At 72.7% G+C, this 17,568-nt stretch carries 13 protein-coding genes; 2 read left to right on the top strand and 11 right to left on the bottom strand.

The genetic code is table 11. The features are described from left to right. Genes AC060K_RS15480 through AC060K_RS15470 form a run of 3 tightly spaced genes read right to left on the bottom strand, consistent with a single transcriptional unit; the run spans position 1 to position 3,256 of the window. Positions 1 to 1,152, bottom strand: coding sequence for a DegT/DnrJ/EryC1/StrS family aminotransferase (locus AC060K_RS15480; protein ID WP_483766298.1), 1,152 nt, complete (start codon positions 1,150 to 1,152; stop codon positions 1 to 3). Beyond that, entirely contained in the window at positions 1,149 to 2,192 is a 1,044-nt protein-coding gene (locus AC060K_RS15475) for an NAD-dependent epimerase/dehydratase family protein (protein WP_483766297.1), read from the bottom strand. Before AC060K_RS15475 ends, AC060K_RS15480 begins: the two co-directional genes overlap by 4 nt. After that, positions 2,189 to 3,256 carry a Gfo/Idh/MocA family protein gene (locus AC060K_RS15470; RefSeq protein ID WP_483766296.1) on the bottom strand — a complete coding sequence of 356 codons (1,068 nt, stop codon included), beginning with the start codon at positions 3,254 to 3,256 and terminating at the stop codon, positions 2,189 to 2,191. The genes AC060K_RS15475 and AC060K_RS15470 overlap by 4 nt, the downstream gene beginning before the upstream one ends. A gap of 198 nt (positions 3,257 to 3,454) precedes the next feature. Here AC060K_RS15470 and AC060K_RS15465 point away from each other — a divergent pair, with 198 nt between their 5' ends. Beyond that, positions 3,455 to 4,060 carry a hypothetical protein gene (locus AC060K_RS15465; protein WP_483766295.1) on the top strand — a complete coding sequence of 202 codons (606 nt, stop codon included), beginning with the start codon at positions 3,455 to 3,457 and terminating at the stop codon, positions 4,058 to 4,060. Positions 4,061 to 4,105: 45 nt separating this feature from the next. On the opposite strand, the gene AC060K_RS15460 is transcribed toward AC060K_RS15465, so the two are convergent. From AC060K_RS15460 to AC060K_RS15440, 5 genes are all read right to left on the bottom strand, one after another. Beyond that, positions 4,106 to 8,785 carry a DUF4082 domain-containing protein gene (locus AC060K_RS15460; RefSeq protein ID WP_483766294.1) on the bottom strand — a complete coding sequence of 1,560 codons (4,680 nt, stop codon included), beginning with the start codon at positions 8,783 to 8,785 and terminating at the stop codon, positions 4,106 to 4,108. 51 nt (positions 8,786 to 8,836) lie between these two features. Next, positions 8,837 to 10,069, bottom strand: coding sequence for a glycosyltransferase family 4 protein (locus AC060K_RS15455; RefSeq protein WP_483766293.1), 1,233 nt, complete (start codon positions 10,067 to 10,069; stop codon positions 8,837 to 8,839). Between the two features lie 98 nt (positions 10,070 to 10,167). After that, positions 10,168 to 10,773 carry an aminoacyl-tRNA hydrolase gene (pth, locus tag AC060K_RS15450; protein WP_483766292.1) on the bottom strand — a complete coding sequence of 202 codons (606 nt, stop codon included), beginning with the start codon at positions 10,771 to 10,773 and terminating at the stop codon, positions 10,168 to 10,170. Positions 10,774 to 10,872: 99 nt separating this feature from the next. Continuing rightward, positions 10,873 to 11,487, bottom strand: a complete 615-nt coding sequence (locus AC060K_RS15445) for a 50S ribosomal protein L25/general stress protein Ctc (RefSeq protein WP_483766291.1) — start codon at positions 11,485 to 11,487, stop codon at positions 10,873 to 10,875. A 277-nt stretch (positions 11,488 to 11,764) separates the two neighbouring features. Beyond that, on the bottom strand, positions 11,765 to 12,922 hold the full coding sequence (locus AC060K_RS15440) for a glycosyltransferase (RefSeq protein WP_483766290.1): 1,158 nt from the start codon (positions 12,920 to 12,922) through the stop codon (positions 11,765 to 11,767). Positions 12,923 to 13,135: 213 nt separating this feature from the next. Between AC060K_RS15440 and AC060K_RS15435 the strand changes: the two genes are divergently transcribed. Then, a complete protein-coding gene (locus tag AC060K_RS15435) occupies positions 13,136 to 15,013 on the top strand; it encodes a serine/threonine-protein kinase (RefSeq protein WP_483766289.1) in 1,878 nt (625 codons plus the stop codon). Here AC060K_RS15435 and AC060K_RS15430 read toward each other — a convergent pair. The 3 genes from AC060K_RS15430 to AC060K_RS15420 are packed head-to-tail and all read right to left on the bottom strand — an operon-like array spanning position 15,003 to position 17,510. Next, the gene (locus AC060K_RS15430) at positions 15,003 to 16,250 is read right to left on the bottom strand and encodes a type II toxin-antitoxin system HipA family toxin (protein WP_483766288.1); all 1,248 of its coding nucleotides are present in this window, start codon (positions 16,248 to 16,250) and stop codon (positions 15,003 to 15,005) included. The genes AC060K_RS15435 and AC060K_RS15430 overlap by 11 nt on opposite strands. Continuing rightward, positions 16,250 to 16,591, bottom strand: a complete 342-nt coding sequence (locus AC060K_RS15425; RefSeq protein WP_483766287.1) for a helix-turn-helix domain-containing protein — start codon at positions 16,589 to 16,591, stop codon at positions 16,250 to 16,252. Before AC060K_RS15425 ends, AC060K_RS15430 begins: the two co-directional genes overlap by 1 nt. Before the next feature lie 49 nt (positions 16,592 to 16,640). Beyond that, entirely contained in the window at positions 16,641 to 17,510 is an 870-nt protein-coding gene (locus AC060K_RS15420) for a fructosamine kinase family protein (RefSeq protein WP_483766286.1), read from the bottom strand. Positions 17,511 to 17,568: the final 58 nt, after the last annotated feature.

Below are 17,568 nucleotides of genomic sequence, written 5' to 3'. Positions count from 1 at the left end.
TCACGCGCCGCGGACCACCGCGACGACCCGGCCGAGCTCGTCGTCGGTCATCTGGTGGAACAGCGGCAGGATCAGCGTGCTGTCGGTCAGGTGCTCCGTCACCGGCAGCGGCACCGTGCCCGTGTCCCGGCCCGAGTGGGCGGGCTGCCGGTGCGCCGCCATGATGCCGCGGCGGGCCGATACCCCCGCCTCCGCGAGGGCCAGCAGGAGCCCTTCGCGGTCGAGCGGGTACTCGGGCAGCACCTCGAGCCACAGGGACTGGAAGTTGCTCGTGCCCCAGTCGGGGTCGGCGACGAGCCGCACGCCCGCCACGTCGGACAGCGCCTCGCGATAGGCGGCGGCCAGCGTCCGTCGTCGGGCCACGACCTCCGCGAGGCGGCCCAGCTGGACCAGGCCCACCGCCGCCTGGAGGTCGGTCATGCGGAAGTTGAAGCCGATCTCGCCGTACTCCTCGGGCGGCGCCACCAGCGCCGCGTGCCGGTCGGCGGCAGAGACGCTCATCGCGTGCTCGCGGAGGCGGCGCGCCCGCGCCGCCCACTCGGGCCGGCTCGTGGTGAGCATGCCGCCCTCACCCGTGGTGAGGATCTTGCGCGGGTGGAACGACCAGGCGGAGAGCTCCGCGCCTGCCCCGACCGGCCGGCCACGGTACGTGGAGCCGGCGCCGCAGGCGGCGTCCTCCACCACGACGATCCCGAGCGGATCGCACAGCGCCCGCACCGGGTCGAGGTCCACGGGCACACCACCCTGGTCGACGACGATCACCGCCCGCGTGGCCGGCGTGAGCGCGGCCGCGACCGTCTCGGCGGTGACGTTGCCCGTCACGGGATCGACGTCGGCGAACACCGGCCGCGCGCCCACGTACGTGGGCGCGTTCGCGGTGGCGACGAACGAGAAGGAGGGCACCACGACGTCGTCCCCCGGGCCCACGCCCGCCACGACCAGCGCGAGGTGCAGCGCGGTGGTGCAGTTCGACGTCGCCACGGCCTCGCCGGCCTGCATCGTCTCGGCGAAGGCCCGCTCGAACGCGGCCACGCGGGGGCCCTGCGCCACCCAGCCCGACTCGATGACCTCCGTGACGGCGGCCACCTCCTCGGCCCCCAGCCACGGCTTCATCACGTTGACGCGCGAGGGCGCCTCGCTCGCCGCGGTCACGCGGCGCCCCCGGCCGGGGCCGTGGCCGCCGCCGCCGTGGCCGTCGCGTGCGACGACAGGGCGCGGCCGGCCGCGATCTCGTCGCGCAGCGGGCTCCACCACTCGACGAGCTGGCGCAGCCCGTCCTCCAGGCCGATCGTCGCCTCGAACCCGAGGTCCTCGCGGGCGGCCGTGGTGTCGGCGAGCCGCCGCACCACGCCGTTCACCGCGCGCTCCGGCCCGTGCTCGACCGGAAGGTCGGAGCCCATCGCGCGCAGCAGCGCCTCCGCGAGCTCGAGCAGGCTCGTCTCGGTGCCGCTGGCGATGTTGTAGACGCCCTCGGTGACCGGCGCGACGGCGGCCAGCACGTTGGCCCGCGCGATGTCGGGGACGCAGACGAAGTCCATCGTCTGCTGGCCGTCACCGAAGATCAGCGGCGGCCGGCCGTCGGCGATGCGCTCCATCCAGCGCACCAGCACCTCGGTGTAGAGGCCGTGCACGTCCATGCGGGGCCCGTACACGTTGAAGTAGCGGAGGGCCACGTAGTCGAGGCCCGTCATCGCGCGGAACGAGCGGAGCATCCCCTCGTTGAACGACTTCGACGCACCGTAGAAGGTGTCGTTGTCGTGGTGGTGGTGCCGCTCCGGCGTCGGGAACTCCTCGGCCATGCCGTAGACCGACGCGCTCGAGGCGGCGACGAGCTTGCCGACCTTGTGCTCGGCGGCAGCCTCGATGACGTTGAACGTGCCGTCGACCATGACCTCCAGCGCGAGGCGGGGCTCCTCCGCGCACTGCGTGATCCGGATCGCCGCCTGGTGGAAGACCAGGTCCTTGCCGCGGGTCAGGTCGTGGACGGTGTCGCGGTCGCGGATGTCGCCGTCGACCAGCGTCACCCGCCCCGTGGCGAGCGCGTCGTCAAGGTTGGCGCGGCGGCCGCGCACGAGGTTGTCGAGCACGTCGACGTGGGCTGCGCCCGCGTCGAGGAGCTGGTCCACGAGGGTCGAGCCGATCGTCCCGGCGCCTCCGGTGACGAGGATGTTCGCGCCCTGCAGGGTGGTCATGCGGAAATCTCCAGCTCTCGTTCGAGGTAGGGGGTGACGGCTGTGCCGCCGGCGGCGAGGCTCGACGACGCGGCCTCGAGGACTCCGAGCACGCGCCGCCCGGCACGGCCGTCGGTCAGCGGCACGCGCGCCTCGCCGATCGCGTCGGCCAGCTCGGTGACCATCTGGCCGAGAGCCTCGCGCTCGGGCAGGGCCGGGGACCAGGTGTCGCCCAGGCGGTAGGACACGGTCGCGGCCCGGCGCTCCTCGCCGTCGGCCACGATCTGCTCGTAGTCGACGCCGCGGTCGTAGACGCTGAGCCGCTGCTGCGGGTTGAGGTCGTCCCACACGAGGGTGCGCTTGGACCCGCCGATGGTGATGCGGCGGATCTTCGTGGGGCTCAGCCAGTTGACGTGCACGTTCACGACGGCGCCGCTGTCCAGCGGCATGAACAGGTACCCGACGCAGGCCTTGCCCGTGCCGAGCGGGTCGCCGCCGTGCGCCGCGACCGACAGGGGCCGCAGCCCGCCGGGCAGCACGAAGTCCACGATCGACAGGTCGTGCGGGGCGAGGTCCCAGAACACGTCCACGTCGGGCTGGATCAGCCCCAGGTTGATGCGCACCGAGTCGATGTAGAGCAGGTCGCCCAGCTCGCCGGTCTCGACGAGCTCCCGGATCTTCCGCACGGCGGGCGTGTAGCAGAACGTGTGGTCCGTCATGAGGACCAGCCCGCGGGACGCGGCCTCCGCGACCATCTCGTCCGCGAGGGCCGCGCTGTCGGCGATCGGCTTCTCGACCACGACGTGCTTGCCGGCCCGCAGCGCCGCCATCGCGATGGCGTGGTGGGAGCGGGCAGGGGTCGCGATCGCGACGGCGTCCACGTCGTCCCGGGCCAGCAGCTCGTCGAGCGACGTCTCGACGTCTGCTCCGCCGGAGGCCCGCGCGACCCGCGACGCCCGGTCCCGGTCCAGGTCGCACACCGCCGCGAGCTCCCACCGGTCGGAGGTGGCGAAGTTGCGCGCGAGGTTGGGCCCCCAGTACCCGGCGCCGACCACGGCGGCACGCAGGACGTTCGGCTCGGACATGTTGCCTTCCTTCAGGCTGGGATCAGGTGGCCCGCTCACCGCACCTGGGGGCCGGGCCGCGATCAACATAGCCGCGGGCATGCGCCCGGAAGCCGCCCCGCAACCCAGTTCACCCGTCACTCCCGGGTGAAGTCCCCCGGCCGGATTTCACCTGGCAGGCGTCACGTCGCCCCCCTCGGGAGCGCCTAGCCTGACGAGGTGCGTCCCTCCCTGGCCCGGCTCGCCGTGGCCCTCGTCCTGACCACGTCGGCCTGCACCGCCTCGCCCGACGGCGGGCCCGGCGCCCCGGGCGCGGACGGCACCTCCGGCACGGCCTCGCCACGGCCCGTACCCACCGTGACGGGCCGCAGCGGCGGGCAGACCGGCGGCGAGGGATCGGAGTCGCTGCCGACGCAGGCGGCGACCGCGGGGACGCTCGGGGACCTCGCGGCCGCGGCACCCGCGGCCGGCCGACGCTCCGCGGCCCCGGCTCCCGGCAGCGCGGACGGCGGGCTCGCTGACGGCTTCCCGGTCGACGTGGTGGCCGTCCCGGCCGGGCTGGTCGTCGCCTCCAGCTCCGTGTCCGCGGAGGGCGCCCGCTACCAGGTCACGCTCGACGGCCGGGCCGACGGCGGCTGCGGGCCCCTCCTCGTGGCCTACCGCACCTGGTTCACGGGCGGCGGGTTCACCGAGACGGCGGCCGACGTCGGGCCCGGAGCCACCACGGCGACCTTCGTGCGCGACGACGGGTCGGTGGTGCTCGACGCGCGCGACCAGGACGGCGCGTGCGAGGTCACGCTCTTCGGGAGCCTGACGGCGGGCTGAGGCTGCCCCCGCCCCCCGTCGAGACAGTGCGCTCGTCCGGTTCGCTCACGGCGACGACGGCGCGAACAGGACGTCCACCCAGTAGCTGTGGTTCACCGTGGAGCCGGGGAAGCCGGTCCCGTACACGTACGCCCCACCGGGGACGAGCGTGCTGAGCGGCCCCTGGACCCGCGGCGTGGCCAGCGCGTCGACCGTCACGGCGTAGTGGCCCGCGGGCGCCCGGTAGGACGCCACCAGGTCGGTCCCTGCGGCCACGGTGACCGGCTGGTCGAAGAGGAGCGTCTGCCACCCGGTCGCCGTCTCGTCGGCGAAGGTCCCGCTCGCGAGCAGGCCGCCGGACGCGGACCACAGGTACCCCGTGTGGGTGCCGGTGTTCTGCGCCCCCTTGTAGAACCGGATGCCGTGCACGGTCCCCGCGGCGCTCACGTGCACGCGCGTGCCCACCTGGACGGGGTCGGGGTCGGACCAGCTCGCGACGGCAGGTGCGTCCGCCTCGGACCAGAGGCTCACCGTGCCCGCGGGCAGCGGCACGCGGGTCGTGAACATCCACGAGCCCACGGTGTCCCCGGCCACGGCGACGCTCGCGGCGACGAGCACGCCGGCGGGCAGGCCCGCGGTCGGCGTGAACGTCACGGTGCGCGTCGCGGCGTCGAACGTGCTCACGCCGGCGACCGTCCCGGCCGGGCCGGAGAGCCGCAGCACGGGCTCCTCGCCGACGGGCGCGTACGTGAGCCGCGCGCTCACGGTCGTCGCCGGGTCCACCCCGGTCGCGCCGCCTGCGGGCGTCGTCGTCACCAGCCCCAGCGACGCGCTGGTGAACACGGGGTCCACCCAGTAGCCGGCGTCGTTCCAGGAGTACTGCGGGAAGCCGCCGCCGTAGGCGAAGACCCCGGCACCCACGGGGGTGCTCAGCGGTCCCACCGTGCGCGCCTGCGCGAAGTGCCCCGCGCCGGCCGCGTAGTGCCCGTGCGGCGCCAGGTACGACACCGTGTACGTCGTGCCGGCGACGACCGGGTACGGCACGGGGAAGGGAACCGTCTGCCAGCCCTCGGTGGTCGCCGTGGGCGCCGTCGTGGTCGCCAGCACCGACCCGGTGGCCGACCACAGCGTCACCGTGTGCGGGCCGTCGTTCCCGGCCCCGCGGTAGAACCGCACGGCCGACACCACGCCCGAGTGGTCGGCCACGAAGCGCGTGCCCAGCTCGACGGCTGCGCCGTCGTCGCTGGAGCTGATGGGCGGCGTCGCCCCGCCGAAGATCGTGCAGGGGCACGTCCCAGCCGCGGGCTGCGTGGTGAATGTCCAGTTCAGCGGCCCGACGGCGGTGCCGTCGTCGGCCGTCTGCGCGCTGAAGGCCACCGTGTGCGCGCTGCCGTGCGTGAGGTCGGTCGCCGGGTCGAGGGTGATCGTCCGGCCGTCGGCCGACACGGCGACGGTACCCGCGGCGGCAACCCCGGCGCCGTCGGTCACGGTGAGCGTGGCGCCGGGGGCGACCGCCTCCGAGACGGTGACGGACACGGGCGTGCCGACCGCCACCTCGACCGCGCCCGCCGCCGGGGTGCGGCTCGTGACCGACGGACCGGGCGGGGTGGGGTCGTACACCACGTCGACGAGATAGCTGGAGGACGTCGGCGTGGTGGGACGGCCGGCCCCGTACGTGTAGACGCCCGCGGTGGCCGGGGTGCTGAGGCTGCCGACGGTGAGCGGCGTGGCGAGCCCGCCCGGGGTCACGGAGTACCGGCCGGCCGGGGCGCGGTAGCCCACCGTGTACTGGACCCCTTCCTGGACCTGGGCGGGAACAGCGAAGGGCACGTCCTGCCAGCCCTTGCTCACCGTCTGCGTGACCTGACCCTGCGCGAGCACCTGACCGTCAGGCCCCCACAGGTAGGCGGTGTACGGGCCGGTGCCCGTCGGCCCCTTGTAGAGCTGCGCGCCGGTCACGGTCCCGGCCTCCGCCGGGGTGAACCGCACGCCGAGGGTGACCGGGTCGGGGTCGGGGACGTCGACCAGGTCGGGGACCACGGCGTCGTCGTACAGCCCGCAGGGGCAGGCGGCGGACGCCGGGCGGACCGTCCGGAACGACCACGTGCTGCCGCTCGAGACGCCGAGACCGTCCAGGGACCTGGCGGCCACCGTCGCCGTGTGCCCCGCGAAGCCGGCGAGCGGCGCGGCGGGCGTGAACGTGACCGTGCGGGTCACAGCGTCGTACGCGGTGCTGCCCGCGACCGTGTTGCCCGCCTCGTCCACGAGGGCGAGCGACACCGAGGCGGGGTCGACGGGCTTCGACAGCCGCACGCGCACCGCCGAGCCGAGCGGCACGCTCACGGAGCCACCGAGCGGTTCGGCGGCGAACGCCGCGAGCGGCGAGTCGTCGCTCGCCGTGAAGAGCGGGTCCACGTAGTAGGCGGCGTTGCCGAAGGAGCTCGTGGGGAAGGTGCCGGGCTGCCCGAACAGGCCCGCGGGCGTGGCGCCGAAGCCGCCGTCGACCAGGAGGGGGGCCGCGTCACGGCCACGGGCGACGAAGGCCCCCTCGGCGATCGCGTACCGGCCTGCGGGCGCCGTGTACGACACGACGTACGGTTCCCCGGCGGCCACGGGAACGGGCTGGGCGAACCGGACCGTCTGCCAGCCCGTGGACGTCTCGTCGATGAAGGTGGCCTGGGCCAGGACCTGGCCGTTCCGGTCCCACAGCGTGCCGCGGTGCGTCCCCGTGTTGCCGGGTCCCTTGTAGAAGCGGACGCCCGCGACGAAGCCCGTGCTCATCGGCGTGAAGCGCAGGCCGAGCTCCACCGGGGCCGCGTCGTCCGCCGCGGGGACGGGCGGCACCTCGTCGCCGAACACCGTGCAGGGGCACGCGACGTCGACGCTCCGGGCCACGGCCGCGCCGATGTTGGCGCTGTCGTCCACGGCACGCGCGCGAAGCTCCACAGCGCCCGAGCCGGACAGCCGGCCGGTGTACGACCAGGTCTCGCGGCCCTGCGCGGGGTGCCAGGTGGCACCGCCGTCGAGCGACACCTCGACCCCCGCGACGCGCCCGCCGACGTCGGACGCGGTGCCCGAGACCGTCACCAGCGAGCCGTTCGTGAGGTCGGCACCGGCCGCGGGGGCGGCGAGCTGCGCCGTCGGCCCCGTCGTGTCGGACGATTTGGGCGTGGCGACGATGCCCGCGGGGGTGGCGGGCTGGGCGTCCATGTCCGCGAGGACGTTGGCGGTGGCCTGCCGCATGCGCGGGTCGGCGGGAGCGCCGAGCCCGTCATGCTCGGCATCGAGACCCCACGTCCACTGGACGGAGCCGGCGGAGAAGACGAGCGCGCCGCTCGCCGCCCGGTACTGGGTCACGTGGTGCGTGGTGGTGCCCGGCCGCACGGTGTTGCCGAAGTCCTGGAGGTACTCGGGGACGGCGCCCACGGTGGTGGAGAGCCGGATGAGGCCCGGGGGCCGGTGCCCGTTGTCGAGGTCCTCGTTGGACTCGTAGCCGACGGTGTGCGGCGCCAGCTCCGCTGAGGTGCCCGCGGGCAGCGTCGCGAGGCTGGTGCCGCGCCACAGCCGCAGCCTGCCCTCCTCCGCCGAGACCGTCACCGGCAGGTCGGAGAAGTTGGACATGTAGAGGGTGCCGGTGAGGGCGTTCTCAGGCGTGCCGCCGCCGTCCGCGGGCGCGGCGAAGCGGGGGTCGCGCCACGTACCGGTCCACTCGGCCGACAAGGTGTCGAGCTTCTTGTTCGACCAGGTCTCCTTGTACGAGACCATCGTCCGGTACGGGGTCGAGGCCCCGGCCGTGGACGGCGCCCACCGGGTGCGCCAGTACACCTCGTTGCCGCTGAGGAACATGAGGTTCACGCCGGCGTCCCGTGCCGCCTCGACGTTCGCGCGCTGCTGCCCCGACCAGTACTCGTCGTGCCCCACGGAGAGGAACACGTCGTGGTTGAGCAGGAGCTCGCCGTACCGGTCGGTGTCCACCCCGGCCTGGTACGTGACGTCGTACCCGTTCTGCTCGAGGAACCGCACCATCGCGTACTCGGCGCTGAAGTAGAAGTCACGGCCTCGCTCGTGCGAGCGCGTGGCGAAGGGCCGGTTGTAGCTGAGCTCGTACGCGCGACCCACGGCGCCGCCCTGGTAGAAGCTCGACCCGCCGTAGGTGTTGTAGGCGTGCCATGTGGTGTCCGACGTCTGGAAGACGATGTCGGAGTGGCTGTCGTCGTCGCGCACCACGAAGGTGATGTGGCTGGCGCCACCCGTGTCCGTGCGGGTCAGCAGGGCTACGTAGACCCCTGAGACGGCGTCGGCGGGGACGGCCCAGGAGGCCGAGAGGTTCCAGCTCCCGCAGTCGTAGAGCCCCGTCTCCAGGTCCGACTCGCACTCGGGCTGCACCTGGGGAAGCGTGGCCGACACCGGCACGGCGGTGATCCACCGGGCGCCGAGCCCCTGGTACCAGCCGGTGCGGTAGACGTCGATCGTGTACGCCGTGGCGTCCGTGTCGATCTTGAAGCCGACGGTGTCGCCGGCGTCGACGCTGATGTCCGTGGCGAAGCCCTGGATCTCCGGGTCACCCGCGCCCTCGATGTCCCACTCGCTCGCCGGGTCTCCAGGCTTGGAGTTCTCGCAGACGACGGGGCTGGAGCCGGGACCGCAGGGGTCGGTCGCCGCGGACGCGGGGGCGACGACGGCGCCTCCGCCCAGCGTCGCGACCAGGCCGGCCGCGGCCAGCATGCCGATCAGGGTGGTTCGCACGCCCGCACTGTATGCCGGTGATATGGCGTCACCTGGCGGTTCGTGCTCTATTCACCCGGACGAGGCCGGGTGAACCGCGACGCGCCCTGTCACACCGTCGAACGCACCGACGTACACCTCGGCCTGCCGCTTCCAGGACAGCTCGTCCTCGATCCGCGCCCGCCCGATCAGCCCCATGGTCCGGGCGCGCTCCGGGTCGTCGAGGATCTCGAGGATCGCGTCGCCGAGGTCCCGGGGGTCGTTGCCGGCGACGTAGCGCGCGGCGTCCCCGGCGCTGCGCCGGGTCTCCGTGAGGTCCGTCGCCACCACGGGCAGCTCGTGCGCCATGTACTCGAGCGTCTTGTTCATCGTGGACCGGTCGTTGAACTCGCTCGGGGGGTCGGGCGTGACGCCGAGGTCTGCGGACGACAGCCAGCGCCCGATGGCGTTGTGGTCCACCTTGCCGGTGAACTGCACCCACTCGTCGAGGCCGCGCTCGGTGCACTCCTGGCGGAGAGCCTCCAGGGAGTCGCCGAAGCCGAGGAGCGCGAACCGCACGTCGGTGCGCCCCCGCGCGCGGATCACGTGGTCGGCCGCCGCGAGGAGCCGGTCCACGCCGTCCTGCGGGCCCATGATGCCGACGTAGCAGACGAGGTGCTTGGCGTCGCCGCGCAGCTCCGGCCGGGACTCCCGGCGACGCATCTGCTCGGCGTCGGGCGTGCTCATCACGACGACGCTCCGGTCGGCGGGAACCTTGCCGCGCGCCTGGGCGATCTCCTGGTACGACGTGTTCGTCGAGATGACGCGGTCGGCGGTCCGGTACGTGGCGCCCTCGAGCAGGCGCAGCACCCGGTGGAGAAAGCCGGTGCGGCCGAACCGGGCCTCGTAGACCTCGGGGCAGAGGTCGTGCTGGTCGTAGACGAACCTGACCCCGAACAGCACACGCCACAGCAGCGCCAGCGCCCAGTACGTGTCCGGCGGGTTGCACGCCTGGATCACGCGGAACGGGGCGTCGCGGTACACGCGCACGGAGAGCCGGGCGGTCTGCAGCCAGCAGACGAGGAACTCCCGGACGTAGCCGGCCACGCCGACCGAGTCGGGCGGGGCGGGGTAGGAGTAGACCGTCGTGTCGTCCAGCATGAACCGGTCCTGCTCGTCGCGGATCTCCTTGGGGCAGATCACGCTGACGCGGTACCCGGCGTCCGTCAGAGCGCGGCACTCCGTCCGGACGCGGCGGTCGATCCGGAAAGGCAGGTTCTGGATGACGACGAGCACATGCGGCTGCGACGGAGCTGCGGGGGCCATGCTTGAAGTATCGAAGCGGACCCGCGCCGTTCACGGCTGTCCACGGGGTGAAAGCCAGACTTCACCCTTTCGCGGCTTTTCACCCGTTGCGCTCCTTTTCACCCTTTGGCTGGGTGGAACTTCCCCTGGGCCGCGAGCAGCCCTTCGGTGACCAGCATCTCGGCCGCGTCGGCCGCGTCGTCGAGCAGGATCGGCAGGTCCTTGCGCTCCGTCGCGGAGAAGTCCTTGAGCACGTAGTCGGCCGTGTCCATGCGGCCCGGCGGCCGGCCGACCCCCACCCGGACCCGGAAGTAGTCCTTGGTGCCGAGCGCCTTCGAGATGTCGCGCAGCCCGTTGTGGCCGCCCTCGCCGCCGCCTGTCTTGAGCTTGATGGTGTCGAACGGGATGTCCACCTCGTCGTGCACCACCACCAGGTGGTCGGGGTCCACGCCGTAGTACTTCAGGAGGCCGCTGACAGGCCCGCCCGACGTGTTCATGTACGTGGTGGGCTTGGCCAGGACCACGCGGGGCCCGGGGACCCCGCCCGGCAGCACGCCCAGCCGGCCCTCGGCGACGACGGCCTGCGCCCGCGCGTGGCGGGCGAACCGGCCGCCCGTGCGCGCGGCGAGCAGGTCCAGCACCATCTGGCCCACGTTGTGCCGGTTGCCGGCGTACTGGGGCCCGGGGTTGCCGAGCCCGACCACGAGCCAGGGCTGGTCGCTCACGTCATCTCCTCGTCAGGGGGTACAAACCCGCAGAGTGCCAGAAGCTCCCCGGGAAACCTACCGGGGAGCTTCTGGCACAGGCTGGTGCTACGCGGAGGCTCAGGCCTCGGCGGCAGCGGCCGACTGAGCGGACTGCTCGGCAGCCTGGGCCGCGTCCGCGGCCTCGTCGGCAGCGTTGCCGCGCGGCTCGGCGATCGCGACGACCAGGTGGTCGCCGTCGGTGAGCAGCGTGGCGCCGGCGGGCAGCTTCACCTCGGCGGCGCTGATGTGCGCGCCGGCCTCGAGGCCCGTGATGTCGACGTCGACCGACTCGGGCAGGTTCGTGGCCTCGGCCTCGACCGACAGCGTCTGCGTCTCGACGAGGTGGATGGTGCCCGGGGCCGACTCGCCGACCACGTTCACCTGGATGTCGACGGTGACCTTCTCGCCCTTGCGGACGACGAGGAGGTCGATGTGCTCGATGACGTTGCGCACCGGGTCGCGCTGCACGTCCTTGGCGATGGCCAGCTGGCCCTTGCCGTCGAGCTCGATGGAGAAGAGGGCGTTGCTGTGGCGCAGCGCGAGCGACGTCTCGTGGCCCGGGAGGGCGACGTGCACGGGGTCGGTGCCGTGGCCGTAGAGGACCGCGGGAATCTTGGCCTCACGACGGATGCGACGGGCGGCACCCTTGCCGAACTCGGTACGGGTCTCGGCGACGAGCTTGATCTCGGACACGATAAATCACTCCTGGGAGGAAAATGGCTGTGGAAGCGGGGCGGCTGCGTCGGCGTGGGACGCGTGACGGACGCGAGGCAGCGCGTACGGGATCCGGCCCGAAGGTCCGGGACATCCACCGACGGCCGCCCAGTCGATCACGGACATTGGGGCGCGAAGCGGGTCTTTCGATCCGCTGCGGCCGTCAGACGTCCCTCGCCGAGGCAACCGGAATACTGTACCCGTCCGCTGGTCGCCACCGAAACTCGGGGGCTGGTCTGGTTCGACACACCCCGCCTCAGCGGGTGGTGTCGCGCTCCCCGACGGCCGGCAGCTGCTCCGCCACGGCAGGCAGCTCGGCGGCCACCGGACCCACCGGGGTGGTGCGCCGCGGGCGGTAGACCACCTGCGAGTGGAAGACGAACCGCAGCAGGAAGGCGACCACGAGCGTGATGGCCTGCACGAGCACCGCGGGGGCCCCCGTCGCCTCGACGATCCAGACGAGGAACGGCAGGCGCAAGGCCGCCTCCGTGCCGTTGAAGGCGAACGAGTGGGCCATGCGGTTCCACAGGCTGCGGCCCTCGTTCCGCAGGTCGCGGAAGACGAAACGCTCCTGGAGGAGGAAGTTCGTGGTGATGGTCACCGCCGCAGCCACGACCGCCGCCCAGACGTAGCCCATCTGGAACGGGTGGACCAGCAGCCACATGATCGCCAGGTTCATCACCGCGCCGAAGCCGCCGATGATGGCGAACCGCGACATGCGGCCGAACCGCAGGGACGCCAGCTGCTCCACGTACCGCAGGCCGTTGACCAGCGACGCCTTGGACTCACCGGCGAACCGCTCGCCGAACACGAACGGCTCCTCGGCCACCACCACCGTGTTGCGGGCGAGGATCTCGAGCAGGATCTTGAAGCCGCGCGGGCGCAGCGCGTCGAGCTCGAGCGCGTCGGGGCGCACCGCGAAGAACCCGGTCATGGGATCGGTCACGTTGCGCAGCCGCTTGGGGAACATGGACCGTGCGAGCAGCGACGACGCCGTCGACACGAGGTGCCGCCAGCGGCCGTCCAGGCCCGTGGCGTCGCCACCCTTGAGGTACCGCGAGGCAACGACCACCTCGGCGCCGAGCTTCTCCCCCGTCGCGACGAGCGACGGCACGAGCTCCGGCGGGTGCTGCAGGTCGCCGTCCATGACGACCGCCCACTGAGTGGTGACCGAGCGCAGGCCCTCGACGACCGCCCCGCTGAGACCGCCCGTGGGGACGTCCCGGTGGATCATCCGCACGGGCAGCTGCGCGGCGGCCGCCACCCGCTCGATCTCGGCCGGCGTGTCGTCGCGCGAGTCGTCGACGAAGAGCACCTCGGCCCCGCGGCCGGCGAGCGCTTCACCGAGGCGGCGCACCAGCTCGGCGATGTTCGGTCCCTCGTTGAACGTCGGGACGACGACAGTGATGCTCATGAGCCCTCCCGACGTTTTCGTGGTCCATGACACGGTTCCCCATCGGTCACGTTCTCGTCAAGTCAGCAAAATCGCTTAGGTAGTTCCCCCGGGTCCGTCGCCTCCCGGTTTCCGGCCGCACTCACGCGCGTCAACCCGCCTGCGCTAATCTCTGCGGGCGAAAGACATCGTGCGCTTTCGCCTTATCTGTCCGGAACTCCAGGGGGTGCCTCCGTGACGTCCGCGACCGGTCCGTTCGGCCCGCCGCCGAACGCCGCTCCGCTCGTGCCCGGCGACCCCGCCGAGCTGGGTGGCTACACGCTCCTCGGACGGCTGGGGAGCGGTGGCATGGGCACCGTGTACCTCGCGCGCATGCGCAGCGGCCGCCTGCTCGCGGTGAAGGCCGTGCTCGCCGAGCACGCCCGCACCCCGGACTTCCGGGTGCGCTTCCGGCGGGAGATCGAGGCCGCGTCCCGCGTCCGCAGCCCGTTCACCGCAGCCCTGGTCGACGCCGACCCGGACGCGCCCCGCCCGTGGATGGCCACGGAGCACGTACCCGGGCCTACGCTCGCGCAGGCCGTCACCGACCGCGGTCCCCTGCCTTCGACGGCGGTCCGCTCGCTGGTCGAAGGCGTCGCCGAGGCCCTCGTCGCGATCCATCGTGCCGGGCTGGTCCACCGGGACCTCAAGCCGTCGAACGTCATCCTGGCCCCGGACGGGCCTCGCGTCATCGACCTCGGGGTGGCCCGCACGCTCGACGCGACCGGCCTCACCACCACCGGGCTGCAGATCGGCACCCCGCACTTCATGGCGCCGGAGCAGGCCCGCGGCCTGGCGGTGACTCCCGCCGCCGACGTGTGGGCCCTCGGTCTCCTCGCGCACGTCGCTGCCACCGGGCTGCGCCCGTTCGGCGACGGCACGCCGAGCGCGATCCTCTACCGGGTGGTCCACGAGCAGCCGGACCTCGGCCCCTGCCCGGACTGGCTCCGCCCGCTCGTCACCGCGTGCCTCGCCAAGGACCCGGCCGCGCGGCCCACCGCGGCGGCGGTCGCGGCCGCCGTCGGGCAGCGGGGTGCGATGCCGCTGGGCGCCGTCACGGCGCCGGTGGTCGACGACGACCCGACCAACCTCCGCGGGGCGCCGCTCGGCGTGCCGCTGCACACGCCCGTGCCGGACCCGTTCACGGCCATGCCCACGGCGACGCACCTCGCGGCGCCGGTGACGCTCCCGGAGGGGCCTCCCGGCGTGGCCGGGGCGGAGGGCACGCACGTGCCCCGCAAGCCGCGCCGTGCCCTGCTGGTGGGCCTCGCGGCAGTTCTGGTGGCGGGCCTGGGTACGGCCGCCGCCTTCGCCTTCGTGCCCGACGACGAGCCCACGAGGCCCGTCGTCACGATGCCGACCGTCTCGGCGTCACCGACCCCTCCCCCGCCGGAGCCCTCGTCACCACCCCCGTCGCCGTCGCCGTCGCCGTCACCCACCCCCTCGCCCACCCTCCCGGAGCCCGAGCCGAAGCCGGTCGTGGTGGAGCCGCCGCCCCCGCCGCCGCCTGCCCTGTTCACCGTCGGCACGGTGGGGATCGCCGGCAACCCCGTCTTCGACCAGGACCTCACCGCGACGGCCGACGGGTGGACGCCGGCTCCCGAGGCGACCACCTGCGTGTGGTTCCGCGGCACCACCCGGCTCGCGACCGACGGCGGCTGCACGTACCGGGTGCAGCAGTCCGACGTCGGCCAGCAGCTGAAGGTCGAGCTGACCGCGACGGCCGCCGGCCACGAGCCGGCCACCGCCATGTCCGGGCACACCCCTGAGGTGATCAAGGCGACGCTCACCGTCGACAAGCCGCAGGCCACCGGCACCCTGAAGGTGGGCGAGCGGCTGACCTGCAAGGTGAACAGCATCCCCGGCGCCACGTACGCCTACCGCTTCTTCCACGGCGACGGCGCGGGCGACCCGACGGAGTTCGCGAAGACGGGCCGGCCGCTCACCCAGCACTACGCGACCATCCCCTCGGCCGCGAGCGGCTTCAAGGTGCGTTGCCAGGTGACCGTCACGAAGCCGGGGTACACGACCGTCGACCTGAGCAGCTCCGCAGTGGGCCCGATCAAGCCGTAGCGACGAGGCGTTGCGCTTCCCGGCCCAGAGCTGACTCGAAAGCACCACTCATCAAGCGGATCTCACGGCCCGGCAGGCCCGCTTCGATCGCACGACGACGCCAACCGGCAACGGTCTCGACGATTTCTGCAAGCATCTCCGAGGCACGGGATCGTTCGACCCTGAAGACGTCCGACCACGCGAGAGCGTCGGCCACGGTGCTGCCGGCCCCGAGCTCGGTGGCGAAACGCACCGGACCGGGGTTGGGGTTGACGTCGAACGCAGGTGACAGGCGCCAGCCGTCCGCTACCCGAAGGAACCCGTGGTTCCGGAGATGGTTGTCGGTGTTGGAGACAACGAGCGAGAAGAGCGCTCTGCGGAGCATCTCAGGCAGGTCGGTGTCGGCGGAGGCCGCTTCGCGCTCGAAGAAGTCGGCGACGTCCACCATCGTGGTACCCCGTTCGCCGTCGGTTGCCTGCGACAGCGTGATGGCGGACATGTAGCCGATCCGACGGGCCCCGACCCTGTCGAATCGCTCGAGGAGGAGTACGTTCCTCCCGCCGATCTCGACCAGCCGGTGCGGAGGCACGTCAATTCCTGCATCCCTCGCGAGGTCCAGGGTGAGGCTCTCCCACCCGGGAACATCCCACTCGTCCCCTGCCGGGTTGGGGAACTTCGCGATCAGAAGGGTGCCGTCGTCGTCGCGAACCGATGCCTTCGGCCTCGCACCCCCCAAGGAGCTTCCAGCAGCAATGAGGTCGTGCAGGTCTGCATCTGCGGCCGGGTCCCGCGCGAGGTCATCGCTCAGGGCCAGTAGTCGCTCCAGGTCGACCATTCGCGGGACACCGTCATCGTCGCCGGCTCGGTACTCACCTGGGGCGACTGCGAACCGGAGCGCACCCTGACGAGTCTCGTCGTGCACGCCCAGCAGATAGTCCACCTCGAGCAACGAACGCCGCCTGCCGGAAGCGAGATCCTCGGCCCGTGTCGCCGCTCGCTCGAGGAGAGCCCGCCCCCACCGGTCCGGCGTCGAGTCGTTGAAGCAGCGAAAGAGCGCCCGGCCCGGCGAGGCATGGATCGGCCAGTCGACGAGGGGGAGCTCGGGATCGAGAGGGTACGCGCGAGGGTCTGCCAAGTACCCGGTGTCGTACTGGAAAGCCGACGACTCGGTGCTCCTGACGTTGTTCACGAGCAGCGTGCCAGCGAGCACCTCGAAACCATCGGGCAGCACGAGGGAGACGACGAGCCGCGCCGGCATCAGAGGCTCCTCGGCCGGTGGACCCTCGTCGGTAGGTTCTGTTCCGCCCGTAGACGTCCGACGGGGTGCTCGAGAGGGTCGATCGCCGCGACGACGGGGTCGATCAGCCCAAGGACCCACAAGACCCGGAGGACGTTCTCGACTGATACGCCCCTCGACCCGGACTCGATCGCCCGGACCGTCTGAGCAGAGATGTTGGCTCGCTCGGCAAGCATCTGCTGCGTGAGTCCGTTGAGCTTTCGCCATGTACGCACATGCTCTCCGAGGTCACGAAGACCCTTGCCGACCTTGGCCGGTACGCGGGCGACCATGTCTCCTCCAAGCGATGCGATCGTATCCATACTAGGCGATAGACGATCTCATCGCATTGCGAGAACAGGTCCGGGCGCTTCACCTGCTCGCGAACGGCGCGATGACCTCGCGGACCGCCGCGGCGGCGCCCCAGTGGTCGTCGTCGTGGGCGATGATGCTGAGCAGCTCGCGCAGGTGCAGCACCGGCATGCGCTCCTGCCAGCCGTCGTGGAGCGGGGCGGTCTCCGCGTACGCGGAGAAGAACCGGTCGGACTCCGGCGGCCGGGTCGCGGACCAGACCATCGACAGGTCGGACTCGGCCCAGGTGTAGGAGACCGCCGGGTCGACGAAGAGCGGCTCACCCGCGGCCGACGCGAGGAGGTTCTCACTCCACAGGTCGCCGTGGTTGAGCACGGGCGGCTGCTCGGGCACGAGGTCGGGCAGCGCGGCGCACAACCGCTCCAGGGCCCTGCGGTCCTCGGCGTCGAAAGCCGCCTCGACCAGCGGTTCGGACAGCCATCGCAGCACGCGGCGCTCGGCGAAGAACCGGGCGCCGTCGTCGGTCCAGGTGTTGTCCTGGCGGAGGCGGCCGAGCCAGCCGTCGTGGTGCCAGCCGAACCGGGTCCCCACGGCCTTCGTGTGCACCCGGGCGAGCATGCGGCCCGCCTGCTCCCAGAAGCCCTCCTCGTCACGGCGCGGCTCCACCGCTTCGAGGACCAGCAGCTCCGGCGTGCTCAGGAGGATCTCCGGCGTGCTCGCCCCGCCGAGCTCGCGGAGGGCGCGGAGGCCCTCCGCCTCGATCTCGAACAGGTCCGAGGCAGGGCCGGCCAAGGTCTTGGCGAAGATCCGGCTGCCGTCGTCGAGGGTCACCAGGGCGGCCGTGGCGACGGCGCCGCCGGTCGCCGGGACCACCGAGCGAGGGGCGTAGCCGGCCGCGCGCAGCCGCTGGGCGAGCAGGTTCGTGTCCACCGCGGAATTATCGCCCCGTCTGATCGGCAGTTCGGTGGGGGGGGGGGGGGGGGGGGGG

The sequence above is a fragment of the Antribacter sp. NEAU-D49 genome (genome assembly GCF_057158775.1).
Note: the sequence above shows the minus strand (reverse complement) of the source record. Positions and strands in the feature narration are given on the sequence as shown.